This window comes from uncultured Amaricoccus sp., assembly GCF_937891315.1.
In the GTDB taxonomy this organism is placed as follows: Bacteria; Pseudomonadota; Alphaproteobacteria; order Rhodobacterales; family Rhodobacteraceae; genus Amaricoccus.
Genome location: NZ_CALAGI010000009.1, coordinates 1 through 16,894, shown reverse-complemented (window position 1 = coordinate 16,894; position 16,894 = coordinate 1). Strand labels below are relative to the sequence as shown.

At 65.7% G+C, this 16,894-nt stretch carries 26 protein-coding genes and 1 pseudogene; 24 read left to right on the top strand and 3 right to left on the bottom strand.

Going from position 1 to position 16,894, the window contains the following annotated elements; genetic code table 11:
* The 7 genes from Q0480_RS00705 to Q0480_RS00675 form a co-directional block, all read left to right on the top strand.
* Positions 1–246: hypothetical protein (locus Q0480_RS00705; RefSeq protein WP_299129689.1), on the top strand; the 246-nt coding region annotated here is incomplete at its 5' end.
* Complete coding sequence (locus tag Q0480_RS00700) at positions 243–572, top strand: hypothetical protein (protein WP_299129688.1); 330 nt, start codon at positions 243–245, stop codon at positions 570–572. The genes Q0480_RS00705 and Q0480_RS00700, both read left to right, overlap by 4 nt.
* Before the next feature lie 59 nt (positions 573–631).
* Positions 632–784, top strand: coding sequence for a hypothetical protein (locus Q0480_RS00695; protein WP_299129687.1), 153 nt, complete (start codon positions 632–634; stop codon positions 782–784).
* Positions 778–942, top strand: coding sequence for a hypothetical protein (locus Q0480_RS00690; RefSeq protein ID WP_299129685.1), 165 nt, complete (start codon positions 778–780; stop codon positions 940–942). Before Q0480_RS00695 ends, Q0480_RS00690 begins: the two co-directional genes overlap by 7 nt.
* On the top strand, positions 939–1,142 hold the full coding sequence (locus Q0480_RS00685) for a hypothetical protein (protein WP_299129684.1): 204 nt from the start codon (positions 939–941) through the stop codon (positions 1,140–1,142). The genes Q0480_RS00690 and Q0480_RS00685 overlap by 4 nt, the downstream gene beginning before the upstream one ends.
* Before the next feature lie 67 nt (positions 1,143–1,209).
* Positions 1,210–1,512: a hypothetical protein gene (locus Q0480_RS00680; protein WP_299129683.1), complete on the top strand. Its 303-nt coding sequence runs from the start codon at positions 1,210–1,212 to the stop codon at positions 1,510–1,512.
* Positions 1,513–1,523: 11 nt separating this feature from the next.
* Complete coding sequence (locus Q0480_RS00675; protein ID WP_299129681.1) at positions 1,524–2,072, top strand: hypothetical protein; 549 nt, start codon at positions 1,524–1,526, stop codon at positions 2,070–2,072.
* A 155-nt stretch (positions 2,073–2,227) separates the two neighbouring features.
* Here the strand turns inward: Q0480_RS00675 and Q0480_RS00670 are convergent, their stop codons facing one another.
* From Q0480_RS00670 to Q0480_RS00660, 3 genes are read right to left on the bottom strand one after another with little or no spacing between them, the layout of a single operon-like run.
* Positions 2,228–2,434, bottom strand: a complete 207-nt coding sequence (locus Q0480_RS00670) for a hypothetical protein (RefSeq protein ID WP_299129679.1) — start codon at positions 2,432–2,434, stop codon at positions 2,228–2,230.
* Positions 2,435–2,437: 3 nt separating this feature from the next.
* On the bottom strand, positions 2,438–2,746 hold the full coding sequence (locus Q0480_RS00665; protein WP_299129678.1) for a hypothetical protein: 309 nt from the start codon (positions 2,744–2,746) through the stop codon (positions 2,438–2,440).
* 13 nt (positions 2,747–2,759) lie between these two features.
* Complete coding sequence (locus Q0480_RS00660) at positions 2,760–3,089, bottom strand: hypothetical protein (RefSeq protein WP_299129677.1); 330 nt, start codon at positions 3,087–3,089, stop codon at positions 2,760–2,762.
* Positions 3,090–3,528: 439 nt separating this feature from the next.
* Here Q0480_RS00660 and Q0480_RS00655 point away from each other — a divergent pair, with 439 nt between their 5' ends.
* From Q0480_RS00655 to Q0480_RS00575, 17 genes and pseudogenes are all read left to right on the top strand, one after another.
* Positions 3,529–3,786 carry a hypothetical protein gene (locus tag Q0480_RS00655; RefSeq protein ID WP_299129675.1) on the top strand — a complete coding sequence of 86 codons (258 nt, stop codon included), beginning with the start codon at positions 3,529–3,531 and terminating at the stop codon, positions 3,784–3,786.
* The gene (locus Q0480_RS00650; RefSeq protein ID WP_298621548.1) at positions 3,770–5,083 is read left to right on the top strand and encodes a PBSX family phage terminase large subunit; all 1,314 of its coding nucleotides are present in this window, start codon (positions 3,770–3,772) and stop codon (positions 5,081–5,083) included. The genes Q0480_RS00655 and Q0480_RS00650 overlap by 17 nt, the downstream gene beginning before the upstream one ends.
* Positions 5,083–7,152 carry a hypothetical protein gene (locus Q0480_RS00645; RefSeq protein WP_298621547.1) on the top strand — a complete coding sequence of 690 codons (2,070 nt, stop codon included), beginning with the start codon at positions 5,083–5,085 and terminating at the stop codon, positions 7,150–7,152. The genes Q0480_RS00650 and Q0480_RS00645 overlap by 1 nt, the downstream gene beginning before the upstream one ends.
* A gap of 102 nt (positions 7,153–7,254) precedes the next feature.
* A complete protein-coding gene (locus tag Q0480_RS00640) occupies positions 7,255–7,563 on the top strand; it encodes a hypothetical protein (RefSeq protein ID WP_298621546.1) in 309 nt (102 codons plus the stop codon).
* Complete coding sequence (locus Q0480_RS00635) at positions 7,560–8,402, top strand: hypothetical protein (protein WP_299129674.1); 843 nt, start codon at positions 7,560–7,562, stop codon at positions 8,400–8,402. The genes Q0480_RS00640 and Q0480_RS00635 overlap by 4 nt, the downstream gene beginning before the upstream one ends.
* Positions 8,399–8,869: a hypothetical protein gene (locus tag Q0480_RS00630; RefSeq protein ID WP_298621544.1), complete on the top strand. Its 471-nt coding sequence runs from the start codon at positions 8,399–8,401 to the stop codon at positions 8,867–8,869. Before Q0480_RS00635 ends, Q0480_RS00630 begins: the two co-directional genes overlap by 4 nt.
* Before the next feature lie 33 nt (positions 8,870–8,902).
* Positions 8,903–9,475 carry a hypothetical protein gene (locus tag Q0480_RS00625; RefSeq protein ID WP_298621543.1) on the top strand — a complete coding sequence of 191 codons (573 nt, stop codon included), beginning with the start codon at positions 8,903–8,905 and terminating at the stop codon, positions 9,473–9,475.
* A gap of 3 nt (positions 9,476–9,478) precedes the next feature.
* A complete protein-coding gene (locus Q0480_RS00620) occupies positions 9,479–10,387 on the top strand; it encodes a hypothetical protein (RefSeq protein WP_298621542.1) in 909 nt (302 codons plus the stop codon).
* Between the two features lie 76 nt (positions 10,388–10,463).
* A complete protein-coding gene (locus Q0480_RS00615) occupies positions 10,464–11,174 on the top strand; it encodes a hypothetical protein (RefSeq protein ID WP_298621541.1) in 711 nt (236 codons plus the stop codon).
* The gene (locus Q0480_RS00610; RefSeq protein WP_298621540.1) at positions 11,174–11,476 is read left to right on the top strand and encodes a hypothetical protein; all 303 of its coding nucleotides are present in this window, start codon (positions 11,174–11,176) and stop codon (positions 11,474–11,476) included. Before Q0480_RS00615 ends, Q0480_RS00610 begins: the two co-directional genes overlap by 1 nt.
* The gene (locus Q0480_RS00605) at positions 11,476–11,715 is read left to right on the top strand and encodes a hypothetical protein (protein WP_298621539.1); all 240 of its coding nucleotides are present in this window, start codon (positions 11,476–11,478) and stop codon (positions 11,713–11,715) included. Before Q0480_RS00610 ends, Q0480_RS00605 begins: the two co-directional genes overlap by 1 nt.
* A complete protein-coding gene (locus Q0480_RS00600; RefSeq protein WP_298621538.1) occupies positions 11,712–12,326 on the top strand; it encodes a hypothetical protein in 615 nt (204 codons plus the stop codon). Before Q0480_RS00605 ends, Q0480_RS00600 begins: the two co-directional genes overlap by 4 nt.
* Positions 12,323–13,780, top strand: a complete 1,458-nt coding sequence (locus Q0480_RS00595; protein WP_298621537.1) for a hypothetical protein — start codon at positions 12,323–12,325, stop codon at positions 13,778–13,780. The genes Q0480_RS00600 and Q0480_RS00595 overlap by 4 nt, the downstream gene beginning before the upstream one ends.
* Positions 13,780–13,929, top strand: a complete 150-nt coding sequence (locus Q0480_RS00590) for a hypothetical protein (RefSeq protein ID WP_298621536.1) — start codon at positions 13,780–13,782, stop codon at positions 13,927–13,929. The genes Q0480_RS00595 and Q0480_RS00590 overlap by 1 nt, the downstream gene beginning before the upstream one ends.
* 2 nt (positions 13,930–13,931) lie before the next feature.
* Positions 13,932–15,179 carry a hypothetical protein gene (locus Q0480_RS00585; RefSeq protein WP_299129671.1) on the top strand — a complete coding sequence of 416 codons (1,248 nt, stop codon included), beginning with the start codon at positions 13,932–13,934 and terminating at the stop codon, positions 15,177–15,179.
* Positions 15,176–15,718, top strand: a complete 543-nt coding sequence (locus Q0480_RS00580) for a TIGR02594 family protein (RefSeq protein ID WP_298621534.1) — start codon at positions 15,176–15,178, stop codon at positions 15,716–15,718. The genes Q0480_RS00585 and Q0480_RS00580 overlap by 4 nt, the downstream gene beginning before the upstream one ends.
* 8 nt (positions 15,719–15,726) lie before the next feature.
* A pseudogene (locus Q0480_RS00575) lies at positions 15,727–16,894 on the top strand (hypothetical protein); the annotation flags it as partial.

Genomic DNA, 16,894 nt, shown 5'->3' with positions numbered 1-16,894 from the left:
CAGCCGGCCGAGCGGATGCGCCCCGACCAGCGCTACGCGCTCGTCGGCGTCAAGCTCTACGCCGACGGCGCCCTCGGCAGCCGCGGCGCCGCGCTCCTCGAGCCGTATTACGATCGGCCGGGGCACAATATCTTTGAGCAAGCCCGCGTCGATTTCGACTCCAAGAGGGGCCCAACCGCCGACGATGTGATGGATTTCATCACCGGGAAGCAGGCGGACAGCCACCATTGGGACGTGCTGCAATGAGCGGCGGCACTTCATGGACGCCGCACGAGGATGCCATCATCGCATGGCTGGACGGTCCGGTCCGCGATGATGACGAGGCGCTTCAGGCATTACTGCCGGGCCGCTCGCCCACGGCCATCCGCACGCGCCGCCAGCGGCTTGGCCTATCGACATGCGTCTTGGGTCAGGCTCGGCGCCCGGACGGCTCGCTGCCATCGCCAGTCCCGTCTCGCCCGCGCGGCTACTCGGCGCAGTCCATCGCCGATGCCGATGAAGCGCCGGACGACCCGCAATCCCGGCTCATTCTCGCCATGAACAAGGAAGGCGTCCTGAGGGTCGCCCAATGACCGCCGCCCGCCCGCTCGTATGGAGCGCCCGCCGGCAACTTCTTGAAGCGGAGTTTCTGATGGACCCCGCCGCACATTGGGAACGGCTGCGCGCCCGTGTGATCGGCGCACCACAGGGGCAGAGCCCTGAATGGCTGGCGACATGGCGGGCGAACAGCATCGCTGTGCTGACCAGGAACGCCGAGAACGGCAAACGGCTGATCTGGTGCTGACCATGACCGCCGCCACGATCCTGCTCCTCCTGCAATGCCTGTCGAATGCGCCCGAGCTATGCCGCGAGGCCACCCTCGCCGCCAAGGCCGAGCCGGGCGCCGAGCGGTACATCGCCCTCGCTGAAACCGTCATGTCCCGTGAAAGGATCGCCCAATGACAACCGATCTGCAACGCGCCGCTGATACGATCCGCGCCGAGTGCGCACGCATGGGATGGAGCTACGCCGGCATGGCCGAGCATCTGGCCGAGGCGATCCTTGCGCTCGATGTGCGCGGCACCGACGCCCTTGGCCGCAGCGAGCCGTTCCGGCGCGGCCCTTTCACCGACTGGCCCAGCATTGATGGAGGCATAGAATGAGCATCCAATCCCAGATTGACGCGGCGCCGGCCGGCTCGACGGTCACGATCGGCCGGGCGGCTGGCGAATGAGCGCGCGCGACTTACCGCAGGAGCTGATTAATGCGGTACAGAACTACACCGATATGCCGTGGTGGAACGGCGCGGCATATGCCGAATACCACGGCCTCCCGCAGCGGATAAAGGGGTTCGAAGGCGACGTCGGCGCCGCGATAGACGACATCGCAGACGTTATGAACTGGCTCCGCGAGGAAAAGCTGTACGCCCAATCCGACCGACTGCGCACCATCGCGGGTCGATTGGCGCGGCGGCTCAATGACCCCAGCGAAGACACATCACTTGTTCGGGTCTCGGCGCGGGGGTGGAGATGAAGGCGCGCCCAATGACCAAGGCAAGGACCAAGGGCGAGAAACGCCGCGACAAGGCGCACAGGCCCGCGCCAGAATCATCGGCACAGCCAAGCGACCCCATCACTGGCCCGAGCACATACGCCCGCCAGCACGCGGAATACGAGCGGCGGGAACAGCACAAAGGCGACCGGCGGCCATACGTTCGGGTTCATAACACCAGGCTCGACTTGCTTCAAAGCCGGGGGATTATCTCTCGCCAGCAAGCCGAAGCCGGTGTTCGTTTCGAGGCCGATCACGAGGCCGTCTGGGGACACCCATCGGCGGGGACAGACAGTTGCGTGCCGCGCGCCGGCGGCAAGTCGCACGAGACCGGCGAACAGGCCGAACGCATCATTCGCGCCAAGGAGCGGATGCACGCCATCCTGAACAAGGCTGGTCCCGCTGCCTATGCGGCGGTCAGGCGCGTGGCTGTCTATGACGAGAAGCTCGGCGCGGTCCGGGACAACGCGCAAGAATACCTGAACCTAGCGGCGGGCCTCAACGCCGCCGCAGCGGTCTATGGCGTGCCTGTCTATGGCTGAAGCGGGCGCCTAGCTGTCGGTCGCTTGGCTGCCAAAGTTGTCGACCTAGTTATGTATATGAAAATCCTGCTGTTTTTGCGAACAGCGCGCCGAAATTGGCGTTTTGGTCGATACATGATTATTGCTGTTTCGGCCTTCTCTCGCCGTGTGGCATCCTAACCGTCGGCCGGCTTCGGCGGACGCCCGACCGGCCGCGCCGGTTCCGCCTCAAGCGCGGCCACGTCCTCGCGGTGCATTTCGATCTGCGCCTTGATGCGCGCGGCATAGGCGGCGGGAACCCATCCCGGCTTGCCAGCGACGATCACAGAGACATAGCCGGCCCTTTCGAGCCGGCGCCGGATGGTCTTGGGATGGATGGTCATTGGTCACGCGCGCCGAATGATGAAGGCCTCGGCCGCGCCTCCGCCGACGATCCAATCATCGCCGCGAGACAATGCGGCGCGGATGGCGGCTTCGTCGTCATCAAGTTCACCATCGTTGTCGGCGAAAAACTGGTCCATATCGGATGGGGCAAGCGTGATGATGGTGGCGCCAGCGCGGCGAAGTTCCGCGCGGCTTGAACGCATCTTGGTCAGGATCACGCGCGGGTCAATGCTCGGGCAATCCTCGAAGGGATTATGGCCAGTCCAGTCCGAGTAGAGGCGACCGATGCGGGTTATGGTGGAAGGGGTCATGCTGGCGATCCTTTCAGAGCGGGAGGAGATACTGGCCGGTGTGGTAGGTCGCGCCGGGGCGGGAGTAGCGGACGCGCGGGGCGTTGGCATCCTCGATCGCGATGATTTCCTCGGAAGCCTGCGAGCGGGCGGAGCCGTGGAGCCAGACGAGGATTTCCTTGGCGCGCGGCGCGCAGTAGTATTCGCCATCCTTCGTGTAGATGGCGCCCTTGAGCGCGTAGAAGTTGGCGCCCTCGATGAAGCGGCGGCCGTCCGCGCCGGTCTGGGTTTCGAAGCAGGCGAAGTGATCGCCATTGGCAACCGCGTCGGCAATCGAGAGGTAGGTATCGATGGTGATGGTCATTTCGCTTCCCCGTTGTGCCTTGCTTCGATGAACCATATATAATGTCCGCCGAGACAATTAGCAAGCGGAAAATGGGGACTCGGGACAATTAATTTAGGCCAATCGCGAGGCGATCGCGCGCCGCTTGACTTTCCCCCATCGAGGATGCTAGCTTGTTGATACGGTCGAAAAGACCGCCCGAAGCCCGCCGCGCGCGGGCTTTTTGCGTTCGGAGGCCGCTATGGGCTCCATCCCGCCAGTCCGCAGCGTCACCATGCGCCACCATGGCGCACCGATGCGCACATACCGCGCGGTACTGGATGAGGCGCGAGGCGCCCAACGGGATGGCCGCTCCACCGACATAGCCGGCATGGACGCCGCCGCCTCCGCCGCTCTCGAATGGCTGGATAGCGTGGTGCTGGACGTGGCGTTCTCACGAATAAGGCGATGGTGATTATCGATGGCAGGGCGTGGTCGCACGGCTGGTTTCCGCATGTCGGACCAGCACCGGGTTAAAATCCAGAACAGCAACATCCTCAATGCGCTGATTGAGCACGTTGAAGGCAAAAGGGAAATGGGCGCATCACAGGTGACAGCCGGCATTGCGCTGCTGAAAAAGGTGCTGCCCGATCTGTCGTCGATTGAGCATGCCGGCCCCAATGGCGGCGCTATCCCGATCGACGTTATCCGCCGCGTGATCGTTGACCCAAACGCTTGAGATCAGGACGGCCCGTTGCTTCGAGCCGCTCCTCAAGCCAAGCCGCTACAAGGGCATCTTCGGCGGACGCGGATCGGGCAAATCGCATTTCTGCGCCGAACTGCTGATCGAGCATTCGGTCCTGCACCCAGGCACGCGCGCGGTGTGTGTCCGCGAAGTTCAGAAGTCGCTCAAGGAGAGCGCGAAGCGGTTGATCGAGGACAAGATCGACGCGCTTGGCGTCGGCCGGATGTTCGAGGTACAGACCGACCAGATCAAGACGCCCGGCGGCGGCCTGATCATCTTTCAAGGCATGGTGGACCACACGGCCGAGAGCATCAAGTCGCTCGAAGGCATCGACGTGGCATGGATCGAGGAGGCGCAATCAGTCTCCCAGCGCAGCCTTGACTTGCTGCGCCCGACCATCCGCAAGGAAGGGTCGGAGATATGGGCATCGTGGAACCCGCGCTTCCGAACCGACCCGATTGACAGGTTCCTCCGCGCTTCTCCGCCGGAGGGGTCGATTGTCGTCCGCGCGAACTATTACGACAATCCATGGTTCCCGGCGACGCTCGACGCGGAGCGCCGGCACGACGAGGCGGGCGACCCGGACCGCTACCGACACACGTGGCTCGGCGACTACGAGCAGGTCGGCGACGCGCAGTTCATCCCAGCCGGTCTTGTTGAGCGGGCCATGGGCGAGGACGTGCCGTTCTACGTGAATGACGAGATGATCATGGGCGTCGACGTGGCGCGGTTCGGCATGGACGAGACCGTCATAGCGATCAGGCGCGGGCGCAATGCGCGGGCTGAGCCGTGGATGACATATCGCAACCTCGACACGATGGAGGTTGCCGCGCGGGTCGCGATGGAGATGGACAGGCTCGGTCCCGACGCGGTGTTCGTTGACGCCGGCGGCATCGGCGCGGGCGTGGTTGATCGTCTGCGCCAGCTTGGGCGCAACATCATCGCGGTCGACAGCGCGCGGCGCAGCGACGGGACGGCCAGCGTCAAGACGGCCAACAAGCGCGCCGAGATGTGGGCCAGGATGCGCGACTGGCTGGCGCAAGGCTCGGTGTCGATCCCGATCGACATCCAGCTCGAGGCGCAGATGACCGCCGTTCAGTACAAGTTCGACGCGAACAACGCGATCCTCCTCGAGAAGAAGGAGGACATGCGCAAGCGTGGCCTTCCCTCGCCCGACAAGGCCGACGCGCTGGCGCTGACATTCGCCTACCCGGTGGGCAAGCGCGCCGACGACTACGACGAGTGGCGCGACGACAGCCCGCGCGGGCGATCATCTGTGACGGGGTACTGATGGACGATCAGGTGATGACGGATGCGCCCGAGGCGCCGATGGCGGTCCTCACCAGCCTTACGCAGATGCCGAACATCGCGGACCATCTGGACGAGGCGCGCCTCGCGGAGATCGGCGAGGACGTGGCGACGGACTACGACATTGACCGCCGCTCGATGGCCTCATGGCTGGAGCGCATGAAGTGCGGGATGGACCTCGCGAACTTGGTCAAGGCGGAAAAGAGCTACCCGTGGAAGGGCAGCAGCAACGCCCGGTATCCGCTGGTAACGACGGCCTGCCTGCAATTCAACGCGAAGGCATACCCGGCGATCATCCCCGGCGCGGACGTCGTCAAGTGCGAGGTTAAGGGCAAGGATCCTCAAGGCATCAAGGCGGCGCGGGCCGAGCGCGTCGGCTCGCACATGAGCTACATGCTCACCAGCCGGGTTGAGGAGTGGGAGGAGACCACCGACGATCTTCTCGTGCAACTGCCGCTCGTCGGAACGATGTACCGCAAATGGTGGATCGACCATGCGCGCAAGCGTCTGCGCTGCCGGCTGGTCTCGCCGGGCGCGCTGATCGTCAACGAGAAAGTGCGCTCGCTGTTCGACGCCCCGCGTCTGACCGAGGAATTGCCGCTCTACCCGCGCGAGATCATGGAACGCCGCAAGTCGGGCGACTGGCGCGACATCGACTATGTCGAGGCGACGAGCGAGGACAAGGCCGAGGTTCAGGATTTCCTCGAGCAGCACCGGCTGCTTGATCTGGACGGGGACGGCTACGAGGAGCCGTATATCGTCACCATCCACAAGACATCGCACAAGGTCGCGCGCATCGTCGCGGACTTCGGCGAGGACGACATCACGCAGGAGATGCAGGACGTTCCCATCATCGGCCCGCAGGGCATCCAGATGATGCAGGCGCCGACCGGCAAGATTCTCAGCATCAAGCGCGGCACCTATTTCGTGGCGTACAAGTTCATGCCGTCGCTTGATGGCGGATGGCACGGAACCGGCCTCGGGCTGCTGCTGGGGGACATCAGCGAGGCGATCAACACGATCCTGAACCTGATGATCGACAGTTCGCACATGGCGGCGCGCGGCGGCGGGTTCCTCGGGTCCGAGTTCAGGATCAAAGGCGGGTCGCAGCAATTCAAGCCCGGCGAATGGAAGATGCTCAACATGAGCGGCGCGGCCATCAAGGACAGCATCGTTCCGATGACGTTCCCGGCCGCCGACGCGAACATGTTCCAGCTTCTCGGCCTGCTGATCGACGCCGGCAAGGAGGTGTCGTCCATCAAGGACGTGATCACCGGCGAGCTTGGCGCGAAGAACATGCCGGTCGGCACGATGCAGATGCTCGTCGAGCAGGGGATGGCGCAGTTCACGGCGGCGTTCAAGCGCATCTTCCGCGCGCTGCGGCATGAGTACCGGCTGGTCGCGCGGCTGAGCCAGCAGATCGTCACGCCCGAGGAATACGCCACCTATCACGACCTGCAGGGCGTTGACCCGCGCGCCGACTACAACATGGATGATATGGACATCCTGCCGGTGGCCGATCCGACAGCGGTCACGAAGATGCAGCAGATGGGCAAGGCCAGCCTCCTGCGCGAGATGGCCGAGGCTGGCCAGGTCAACCCGCAGGCGGCGAGCAAGCGCATCCTCGAGGCCGCGTCGATCCCGGACGTTGAGGAACTTCTCCCGCAGCCCGACCCGATGCAGCAGCAGATGCAGGCGATGCAGATCGAGATGGCCAAGGCCGACATGGTGGTCAAGGTCGCGGACATTCAGGTCAAGATTGCCCAGGTCGAAAAGACCCGAGCGGACACGATCAAGGCCGTAGCCGAGGCCGAGGCGACCGAGGCCGAAACAGCGATGCTCGGCCTTCAGGACCAGATGGCACAACTTCAGTCCCTGCAGGCAAATCTGATGGTGGTACGCGATGGACTACTCGCAAATCTCGGGCGAGGCGCTTTCGGAATGGCGGGAGCACCCGGTCAGCAAGGCATTCCGGGCGGCCTTGGGCCTGTACCTGGAGCAATGCAAGGCGGCGGCGCTGCAGGCGTGGTGGGAGGGCCACCCGGTTTCTGACGCCGAGAGGATCGCGCTTCATCGCGAGATGGCGCTCTACCGCGACCTTTTCGAGAACGACCTCGAAGCGGGCGTTTTGACCTACCTCAAGAAGGACGATGAATGATGGCGTTGCGAATGATGGAGTACAATATCGCGGTGCGGCAAGAGCCGGTCGAGGAGAAGACCAAGGGCGGTCTGATCCTGACGGACGATGCCCGCGACCGTGGCAAGCACATGGCGACGCGCGGGATCATCACGCACGTCTCGCCGATGGCCTTCGCCTTCGATGACTGGCCGTCCGGGGAGCCCAAGCCCGGGGTCGGGGACCGCGTGATTTTCGCGCAGCACGCTGGCGTGTTCGCGAAGGACGACGCGGGCGAGGAATACCGGATCATCAAGGATCGCGACATCGTGGCGGTGCTTGCATGAGCGACATCGAAGACGACATCCCGGAGATCGAGCCGGAGATCGAGGCGCCTTCCGAGCCTTCGGCGGAGGAGTTGGCGCGGATCGGCGCGGCGGAGACCGAGGCGCGCAAGTACGGCTGGAAGCCCGAGGCGGAGTATACCAAGGCGCCGGCCGGCTGGATGGATGCCGAGCGGTATCTCGAAAGCCCGCGCACACAGGTGAAAATTCTGCGGGACGAGGTGAGGGCGCGCGATCAGCGGTTCGAGGCTCTCGAGCGCGCCAGCGCGGTCGCGCAGCGGGCGGCGCGGGAACAGGAAGCCGCGCGCTGGCAGGTCGAACTTGACCGCGTGCGGGAGGCCAAGCAGGCGGCGGTCGAGGGCATGGACCTCGCAGCCTATGACGCGGCGGCCGAGCGGCAGCGTGAAATCGAGAACCAGCGGCCTTCCACCAACGACGACCTGAACCGCCGCCTGCACGAAAGCCAGGCGCGCGCGGAGGCGGCGCACGGCAAGGAGCGCGTCGAACAGGCGCTGATGGAAGCCGGCACGATCAGCCCGGACTTTCTGCGCAGCTTCTCGACGCGTCCGGAGCCTTATGAGGCGCTGGTCGCGTGGCACAAGGCGCAGGAGATCGCGCGCGACCCGCAGGCATATGTCGCGCGGATCGAGGCCGATGCCCGTGCCAAGGCCGCGCCGCGCCGGTCGATGGTCGATGGCGGCGGGCTGGCCGGCGGCTCCCGCGACGTGGCCCTGTCGGCCGATGAGCGGGCGGCCGCGCTGATGTTCGTAAAAGATGGGACGTTCAAGAGCGTCGAGGAATACGCGGCCTATAGCCGCAAGCTGCATGGAGATGCCCGATGACCGAGAACCGCAACGCGCAGATCAAGACCGAGCGGCGTCGGCGGAACGGGGATCACCTGTCCGGGCGCCGGGTCCGTCTGTTCGTGGACGAGAACCAGCTCGACCGGGAGAAGTACGAGTACCGCTGGATCAACGACACCGGAAACCGGGTCTACGATCTGACCAAGCAGGACGATTGGGAACTGGTGACCGACCGGGATGGTCTCGTGCGGCCTCAGGACGGGACCGCGCAGGGTGCCGAGGTGTCCACGCTTGGCGGCATCGGGCCGAAGGGTGCGGAGCGGATGGTGCTCGTGCGGAAGCCCAAAGCATACCACGACGATGATGCACGGAAAAAGAGTGATGCCATCGATGACGTTGAGGCCAGCATGAGAACCGGACGGGTTCCGGGCGCTGGCGTCGAGGCCGGCTACACCCCGAGCGCGGACGGCAGGACGCCGAGCACGCGCATAGGGCGGGGCGGCTAACCCCCTTCCCCTTTTTCCCAGGAGCGCCATAAAATGGCAAATGCGAACACTCCGCGCGGGCTGGAGCCTGTGCGGTATGTAAGCGGTTCTCCGTACAATGGCGCGTCGAACGTCTATTTCGTGCCGTCGTCGGACAACACCGCGATCTACATCGGCGGACTCGTGAAACTCGCCGGCGGCGGCAGTGCCGAGGGCATCCCCACGGTCACCGGCAACGTTTCGAGCGGCAACCCCGTGGTTGGCGTCGTCACCGGGTTCAAGGCGGTGACGCAGGAAAGCCCCCTGTACCGCCCGGCTTCGACGGACCGTTACGTCTATGTCGCGGATGACCCCGATCTGCTGTTCGAGGCGCAGGAGGATGGCGTGTCGGTGACGACCGTCAACGGCGCCACCGCGCAGCTTTCCGGGTTCACCTCGGGCAGCACGGTCACCGGCAAGTCGTCCGTCGTCATTTCGACGGCGAACATTTCCGAGACCTCGGACACCGACGACGACGTGCGGCTGGTCCAGTTCGTCCAGCGGTCCGACAACGAGTTCGGCCTCTATGGCCGGTGGTTGGTGCGGCTGAACGTCCACCAGTACAAAGACAGCGCGGTAGGAGTGTAAGCCATGCCGATCATGAGTGGTGCGCACCCGAAAGCGCTGTGGCCGGGCGTCCATGCCTTCGCCATGAATTCGTACAAAGAGTGGCCCGCGCTCTATTCCAAGGTCTTCACCGTCGAAAGCTCGGACAAGCACCGGGAAGAAGACGTGGAGACCACCGGCTTCGGCCTTCCCCAGGTCAAGGCCGAGGGCGCGGCGACGACCTACGACACCCATTCCCAGGGTGGCGTCGCGACCTACGTGCATGCTGCCTTCACCTCGGGCTACATCGTCACGAAGGAGGAACTGGCGGATAACCTGTACAAGTCCCGCTCGTTCCGCCGCGCCGAGATGCTGGCCCGGTCCTTCCGGACGGCGAAGGAGATCGTTCACGCGAACGTCCTGAACCGCGCCTTCACTGCCGGTGCCACGGGCGGCACCGATGGCGTTATCCTGTGCTCGGCGTCGCACCCGACGCTCTCGGGCAACCAGTCGAACGTCCTCGCGACGGCGGCGGACCTGTCCGAAGCCTCCCTCGAGGATATGCTGACGCAGATCATGGTGGCGCGCAATTCGCGCGGCTTCCCGATCATGCTGCGTGCCAAGCAGCTCCTCATCGCGCCCGGCGAAGCCTTCAACGCCGAGCGTATCCTGAAATCGACCCTGCAGAACGACACCAGCAACAACGCGGTGAACGCTGTGCAGTCGATGGGGCTGATTCCGCAGGGCGCGATGGTCAACCCGTACCTGACCGACTCCGATGCGTGGTTCCTGACCACCGACGTTCCGAACGGCCTCATGTCGTTCCAGCGTCAGGCTTACGAGTTCAGCCAGGATAACGACTTCGACACCGACAACGCGAAGGCCAAGGGCTACGAGCGCTATTCGGTCGGCTGGACGGAGTGGCGGTCCATCTACGGCACGCCCGGCGCGTGATCGCGGCGGGGCGGTCACGGCCGCCCCGTCATCCTGACAGTTCTCGCGACTGACATTCCCAAGACAGGAGACTTCCATGGGAAATACCCGATTCACCGGGCAGATTCTGCGTTCCGGTTCCGGCGCCAATCAGAAATGGTTTTCCGACTATCCGGTCGGTTTCAGCCCGGACTACGTATGGTTCTGGGACGACTTCACCGGCGCCGCGATCAACGCGACGAACGACTGGGTTGTCGTCAAGGATTCCGGCGCGGCGGTCGCGCTTGTGGCGGACGCCGCCGGGGGCGAGGTGTCCCTGACATCCACCGCGACGACCGACGATGATGGCGCCTCGATCCGCGGCATGGAAATCTTCTTGCCCGCCGCCGGGCGCAGCATCTGGTTCGAGGCGCGCGTCAAGCTGTCGAGCGCGGCCGATCAGGACGCGTTCATCGGCCTTTGCGAGAAGTTCACGACGAACCCCGAGGCCAGCTTGCTCGCCTCGAACCGCATCGGCTTCCAGATCAACGACGGCTCCGCCTCGATCCTCTGCAAGACCGAGGCGTCCGATACCGAGACCTCGACCGCGAGCGGCGTTCTGGCCGTGGATGCGACCTATGTCCGGCTCGGCTTCCAGGTGCTCGGGACGGGGGCGGTCCGGTTCTTCGTGAACCGCCAGCTTGTCGCGACGCACAGCACCAACATTCCGGCGACCGAGCTTGCCCCGGTGCTGTTCTCGCTCTCGGGCAGCGTGACGGGCACCCGCACCTTGATCGCCGACTATATCTCCGCCGTGGCGACCCGGTAATGGCGACGCTCAACGTGGTATTCGCCGAGGTCGGCGCGCAGGGCCGCAATGGCGTGCAGCCGGTCTACCATGGCGACTTCATCGCGGCGGCGAACGTCACCACGAGCGGCGCCAGCGCCCAGTCGGCGGCGGCGGCGCGCAAGTGCGTCGCGCGGCTCACGGCGATCGGCGGCGGAATGTACGTGGTCAGCGGCGGGGCCTCGCCGGTCGCGACCGTTGGCGGCGGGATGTACATTCCGAGCGGCGGCACGCTCGACCTCTTCGTGCAGAGCGGCTGGAAAGTCGCTGTCATCGACGCCTGATGGCCTACGTTTTCGGGGCGTGGAAGGCGGTATGTGACCGCTGCGGGTTCATCTATCTGAACCACCAGCTTGCGCAGGACTGGCAGGGCCTGCGCGTCTGTCGCGGATGCTTCGAGACCCGCCACCCCCAGGATTTCGTTCAGGGCAAGTCCGACCGGCAGAACCCGCCGTGGGTGCGCCCTGAGCCGCCGGACATCGAGCGGACCCCGGATCAAGGCAACGACTGGAGCGCGCTGTGAAAGTCAGGGACGCGGTATCCGACGCGCTGCGCGATCTGGGCGTGGTGGCCTTGGACGAGCCCCTCACCATGGACTCCCTCGCCCATGGCGCGCGGGTGCTGGACCGGATGCTGCGGGACTGGCAGGGCTACGGATATTGCCTCTGGACCAAGTCGGTTCAGAGCGTGCCGTTGGTGGTCGGCGTCGGCAGCTATGCGCTTCCCTCTCGCCCGGTGCAAATCCTCGATGTGCTCTATGTCGATGCGGCCGAGACGCCTATGGAGCGGCTGTCCCGCGAGGAGTATGACCGCCTGCCGAACAAGGCGACGCTCGGCCGTCCGACATGCTGGCACGAGGTCCGAGGCCCCGCGGGATCGACCCTGAAGATATGGCCGACCCCATCGGCCATCGCCTCGGCCTCGGTGGTCTACACCCGCGAAATTCTGGATCAGGAGAGCGCGAACGCCGATCTGGACTGCCCGAAGGAGTGGCGCCGCGCGGTGGTCAAGAACCTCGCCATTGAGTTGGCGCCAGCCTATCCGAGCGACGTGTCGCTTCTGATGCGGCAGGCCGGCGAGGCGCTGAGCCTCGCGCTCGGGGCCGACCGCGAAGATAGCGTGTTCTTCTCGTGAGGCTCGTCCTCGCCGCGAAGTCCGCGCGGGACAGCACCGATCTCGGGTCAACGTCGGAGCGGCTGATCAACCTCTATCCCGTGCCGAACGCGGAGGGCGGCCGCGCGCAGTTCAAGCTTCGCGCGGTGCCGGGCGCGGAGGACTTCACCAGCCTGCCGTTCGGTTTTTCGCGCGCATGGGGCGTTGTCGAGGGTGTGTTGTACATCGTGCAGGGCGGCGCCCTGTGGAAGGTGAGCGAAACCGGCATAACGACGAACGTCGCCGCCGTTTCGGATGACGTCGAAACCACGATCAGCGGCAACCGCGACAATGTGATCGTATCGGCGGCGGGCAGCTATAACGTCTGGGATGGCGCGGCGCTGACGCAGCCGGGCAGCGGGCGCATTGCCTCGATCTCGTCGGCGGCTTTCCTCGACCAGTTCACGCTGATGGCCCAGCGCGGCGGCCGCGAAATCGAATGGACCGAGGTCGGTGTCCCCGGCAATCGGAACGCCCTGTATTTCCGAACCGCCGAGGCCCGAGACGACCGCGTGATGCGGATCATCGACAACGGCGGGTATCTCTACGCCCTGAAAGAGACCAACACCGAGGTGTGGGGGTCAACCGCGCGCGGCGGCGCCGGGGCGTTCAGCCGCGTTCAGGGGCCAGTGATCGAAACCGGCTTGCTCGGGTTCAATCTCGTGACGCGGACCCCGGTGGGGCTGTTCATCGTGGGGCATGATCGCACCGCGAAACTGATCTCCGGTCAGGTCGCGCAACCCCTGTCAACGCCGCCGATTGACCAGGCGCTGAGGGACGGCGATCCGACGCATTGCTTCTACTACGAGGATCGCGGCCAGCGGTTCGCGGTTATCCGGTTTTCGGACCGCCCCGCATGGGTCTGCGACCTGTCTCTCGGCATGTGGCACGAGCGCAGCCTTGGCGTCGATCACGATGCCTGGGACGTCATAGGGGCCGAGTTCGCCTATGGGCGCTGGCACCTGATCGGGCGGACCGGACGGATATTCCGCCTCGGGGAAAAGCCGATTGATGCGTCTGGCCCGATGCGGCGCACAGCGGTGTCGCGCGAGGTTTACTTCGGCGGCCCCCGGCGGCGCATTGACCTGCTGGAGTTGCTGGGCAATTTCGGCGCCTCGGGGCTGACCGAGGTCGCGCCGAACTGGCTGACGGACGAATATGGCGACCCGATCCTGTCCGAGGACGGAAGCCCGATCCTCCTGCCCGACACGCAGGAGACCGAGATGATCGCCCGGCCGGCGCGCATCTGGGTCCGGCTTTCCGGCGACGGCGGCGCAACGTTTGGCCGCGCGAGGATCAAGGACATTCCCAACCGCTACGATGCGACCTGCCGCTGGCGCGCGCTCGGGATGTTCCGGCGGATGGTGGTGGAGATCAACATGACCGATCCGGTCGATTTTCCCCTCCTCTCCGAGGGCAATATGGAGGTGTCCTGATGGAACCCTTTCTTGGCGAGATCGTCGGTGAAGACGGGAAGATGACGCTTGCGTTTCGGCAGTGGCTGGCCGCGCTGGCCGACGCCATCGAAGTCTCGGCGGCGAAGGCCGAGGATCACGAAACCCGCATCGCCGCGCTGGAGGTCTGAGCATGGACCCGATCACTGGCGCGGCGATTTCCGGCGGAGGCTCCTTTCTTACCGGCATTCTTGGCGCTCAGGGCAGCAAGTATGCGACCCGCGTCGCGGAGCAGGTGGCGGTTCGCGAAAGCAAGCGCTATCGGCAGGTTCGGAAGCTGTCGAAGGAGTACCGCGCGGAGCAGAAGACCCGCGCCGGCAAGCTCTACAATCGCTCGCTCGACCGCGCGGACGAGGCACGGGACGACAACGCCATGCTCGCCCGCAAGTTGCGGGACCGGGGCCTCGATGGCTTCAAGACGGCCCGCGACGCCAACCTCAACACCTTGCGCGACGGCCTTTCCCAGGGTCAGGACCGTCTGGACGACACGCTTGGTCGGAACCTCGGCGACCTGAAGCACGCGCGGAACGCCAATATCGGCGACCTGAAGCACGCGCGGGATCGGGCGATCGGCGGGTTTCAGCCGTATGCGGATCAGGGCAAGAACGCCATGCTGGCCTATGCCAGCAACCTCGGCCTCGGAAAGGGACCGGCGGGATATTCCGGGCTGGAACTGTCCCCCGGCGCGAAGTTCCTCCTTGGCGAGGGCACCAAGCAGGTGGAGGGCGGCGCGGCGGGCGCGGGCGGCCTCTACAGCGGGGAAACGCTGGCCGAGCTTGAGCGGCTCCGCTCCGGGACCGTGGCGACAGACCGCGACAACCAGATGGCGCAGTTGTTCGGCCTCGCCGGCATGGGTCAGGGCGCGGCCGGGTCTATCGCCGATCTGGAGCGCGGCTTCGCCGGTGACATCGCCGGCCAGCGCGACCGCTATGCCACGGGCGCGGGCGATGAGCGGCGTTTCGCGACCACGGGCAAGAACGCGCTCGACCTCGCCTATCGGCCGATGATCACCGGCGCCCGCGACCAGTACGCGACGAACGCCTATAACGTGGGGTCGAACTATACGAACCAGATGACCGGGATCAACGACACCCACGCCGACCGGGGCTTGCAGCTCGATCAGCAGGTCTATGGCAATATCGCGGGCGCCGACGCGATGCAGCTCAACGCCATGATTGGCGCGGGGTCGAACATCAACGCGGCCGCGTCAGCGGCCGGAACAGCGGGCGCGGCCCGGATGACGGGCGCGCAGATGCTCGGGCAGAGCATCAACAACGGGGTCAACAACGCGTTCCAGACCTACTATCAGATGGGCGGCCAGTGGGGGCGCCCGACACAGCAGCAGCCGCAGACCGCCGCGCCGATGGCGAGGCCCGCGTGACGACCCCGATCGACTTCGCGGCAAGGATGCTCGGGAAGGGCGAGGCCCCGGACCAGGCCGCCCTGCAGGACTACATGCGGACCGGCGGGGTCAACCTCGACCCCATGACCACCGCGTGGTGCGCCGCCTTCGTCAACGCCACGCTGGCACAGACAGGCCAGCAGGGCACCGGGTCGAACGCGGCGCAGTCGTTCAAGGACTGGGGCGAGGCAGTGGATCAGCCGGAGCGCGGCGACCTCGCGGTGTTCGACCGAGGCGGCGGCAAGGGGCATGTCGGGTTTTTCGACGGGTTCAACGAGGACGGGACGATCCGGGTTCTCGGCGGGAACCAGGGCGACAAGGTCAGCGTGGCGAACTTCGGCACGGACAATCTGATCGGCTACCGGCGCGCGCCGAACGCGATGCTGAAGGGCGCCGACTTCAATCCGAACGCGATGATCGCGGCGCAGGAAGAACCCATGCTGCCGGATTATCAGGGCATTAACATCGGGCTGGCCCAGTTGCGAGGCTTGCAGGCCCAGCGGAGGCTCTACGGATGAATCCGATGATGGACGGCGGGATCAACATCGGCGAGGCGATGCGCCGGGGGATCGAGGGCCGCAACGCAATGCTGGACGCGGATCGGGCGCAGCAGGCGCAGGAGTTCATGCGGGCCAACGGCGCGGCGATCATGCGCGGCGATCATGCTGTCCTGGGGCAACTGGCGGGATACGATCCACAGATGGCGCTCGGCGTTCAGGGCAAGCGGCTCGACATGGATGTCGCGAGGCTTGGCATGGACGCGACGCGGGCCGGCATGGCCAACGACCGCGCGCGGCTTGATCTGGCGCGGCAGGACACCAACGCCCGGCTTGAGATGGCCCGCGAGCAGGGGCGGCGGCAGGCCGAGGAGTTCGCCTCCGGGGCCGACGCGCGCGCGCTGAGTTCGACCAAGGCCAAGCTCGAAACCTCGCTGATGCAAGGCCGGCTCGCGCTGCGGTCACCCGAGGCATGGGACGCGTTCAACGACGGGTATCCCGACCTCGAAAACGTCCCCTTCGAGGGGGCCGAGGAGGCGCTGGCGCATATCGAGGGCGCGCTCGGCGGCATGGGCGCTGTTCCCGCCGGGTTCCAGAACCTGCAGCTTCGGGCGCAGGCCGCTGGCCTCGCCCCCGGCACGCCGGCATATCAGGCGTTCATGGCAGAGGGTGACGCGCCGAAGACCATCGTCAACAACAACATGGGGACGAACGCCTACGGCAACGAGCGCAACAAGAACCTCGCCACGCAGATGGCGGATATCGAGACGCAGGCCGGCTCGGCGCGCGTCGTCGCCGTGGTGCCGAATGCGGCGCAAGGAATGATGCCGGTCCTCGACGCGTATTTCGAGCTCGGCGCGTCGGAGGAAGCCGCGCAAGCGCTCGACTTCGTGGTCGGCGACTTCCACGCTGGACCCTACGTGCGTCTCGAGACGGGCGAGGTGCGACGCACCGAGCTCGGCGCCTTCATCGATCACGCGACACGCTACGTCCCCGAGGCGCGTTACTTCCTCACCGAAAGCTTGATGGGCGTGCGCGCGGGCTTGCGCGCACTCTGCACCTCGGCCGGCGTGCCGCACAAGCTCTATGTCGACCACGGCCCTGGCTATCAAGCAGGGCGCTTCCACTTCGGGTGCACACAGCTCGGAATCGATCTCTGCCAAAGCAAGCCTTATGTCAGCGAGGGGCGCGGCGCCA

Excerpts from the sequence above, each read along its gene's own strand:
- Q0480_RS00700 (WP_299129688.1), top strand. The coding sequence starts at position 243 with ATGAGCGGCGGCACTTCATGGACGCCGCACGAGGATGCCATCATCGCA.
- Q0480_RS00695 (WP_299129687.1), top strand. The coding sequence starts at position 632 with ATGGACCCCGCCGCACATTGGGAACGGCTGCGCGCCCGTGTGATCGGC.
- Q0480_RS00685 (WP_299129684.1), top strand. The coding sequence starts at position 939 with ATGACAACCGATCTGCAACGCGCCGCTGATACGATCCGCGCCGAGTGC.
- Q0480_RS00680 (WP_299129683.1), top strand. The coding sequence starts at position 1,210 with ATGAGCGCGCGCGACTTACCGCAGGAGCTGATTAATGCGGTACAGAAC.
- Q0480_RS00675 (WP_299129681.1), top strand. The coding sequence starts at position 1,524 with ATGACCAAGGCAAGGACCAAGGGCGAGAAACGCCGCGACAAGGCGCAC.
- Q0480_RS00670 (WP_299129679.1), bottom strand. The coding sequence starts at position 2,434 with ATGACCATCCATCCCAAGACCATCCGGCGCCGGCTCGAAAGGGCCGGC.
- Q0480_RS00665 (WP_299129678.1), bottom strand. The coding sequence starts at position 2,746 with ATGACCCCTTCCACCATAACCCGCATCGGTCGCCTCTACTCGGACTGG.
- Q0480_RS00660 (WP_299129677.1), bottom strand. The coding sequence starts at position 3,089 with ATGACCATCACCATCGATACCTACCTCTCGATTGCCGACGCGGTTGCC.
- Q0480_RS00655 (WP_299129675.1), top strand. The coding sequence starts at position 3,529 with ATGGCAGGGCGTGGTCGCACGGCTGGTTTCCGCATGTCGGACCAGCAC.
- Q0480_RS00645 (WP_298621547.1), top strand. The coding sequence starts at position 5,083 with ATGGACGATCAGGTGATGACGGATGCGCCCGAGGCGCCGATGGCGGTC.
- Q0480_RS00640 (WP_298621546.1), top strand. The coding sequence starts at position 7,255 with ATGATGGCGTTGCGAATGATGGAGTACAATATCGCGGTGCGGCAAGAG.
- Q0480_RS00635 (WP_299129674.1), top strand. The coding sequence starts at position 7,560 with ATGAGCGACATCGAAGACGACATCCCGGAGATCGAGCCGGAGATCGAG.
- Q0480_RS00630 (WP_298621544.1), top strand. The coding sequence starts at position 8,399 with ATGACCGAGAACCGCAACGCGCAGATCAAGACCGAGCGGCGTCGGCGG.
- Q0480_RS00625 (WP_298621543.1), top strand. The coding sequence starts at position 8,903 with ATGGCAAATGCGAACACTCCGCGCGGGCTGGAGCCTGTGCGGTATGTA.
- Q0480_RS00620 (WP_298621542.1), top strand. The coding sequence starts at position 9,479 with ATGCCGATCATGAGTGGTGCGCACCCGAAAGCGCTGTGGCCGGGCGTC.
- Q0480_RS00615 (WP_298621541.1), top strand. The coding sequence starts at position 10,464 with ATGGGAAATACCCGATTCACCGGGCAGATTCTGCGTTCCGGTTCCGGC.
- Q0480_RS00610 (WP_298621540.1), top strand. The coding sequence starts at position 11,174 with ATGGCGACGCTCAACGTGGTATTCGCCGAGGTCGGCGCGCAGGGCCGC.
- Q0480_RS00605 (WP_298621539.1), top strand. The coding sequence starts at position 11,476 with ATGGCCTACGTTTTCGGGGCGTGGAAGGCGGTATGTGACCGCTGCGGG.
- Q0480_RS00590 (WP_298621536.1), top strand. The coding sequence starts at position 13,780 with ATGGAACCCTTTCTTGGCGAGATCGTCGGTGAAGACGGGAAGATGACG.
- Q0480_RS00585 (WP_299129671.1), top strand. The coding sequence starts at position 13,932 with ATGGACCCGATCACTGGCGCGGCGATTTCCGGCGGAGGCTCCTTTCTT.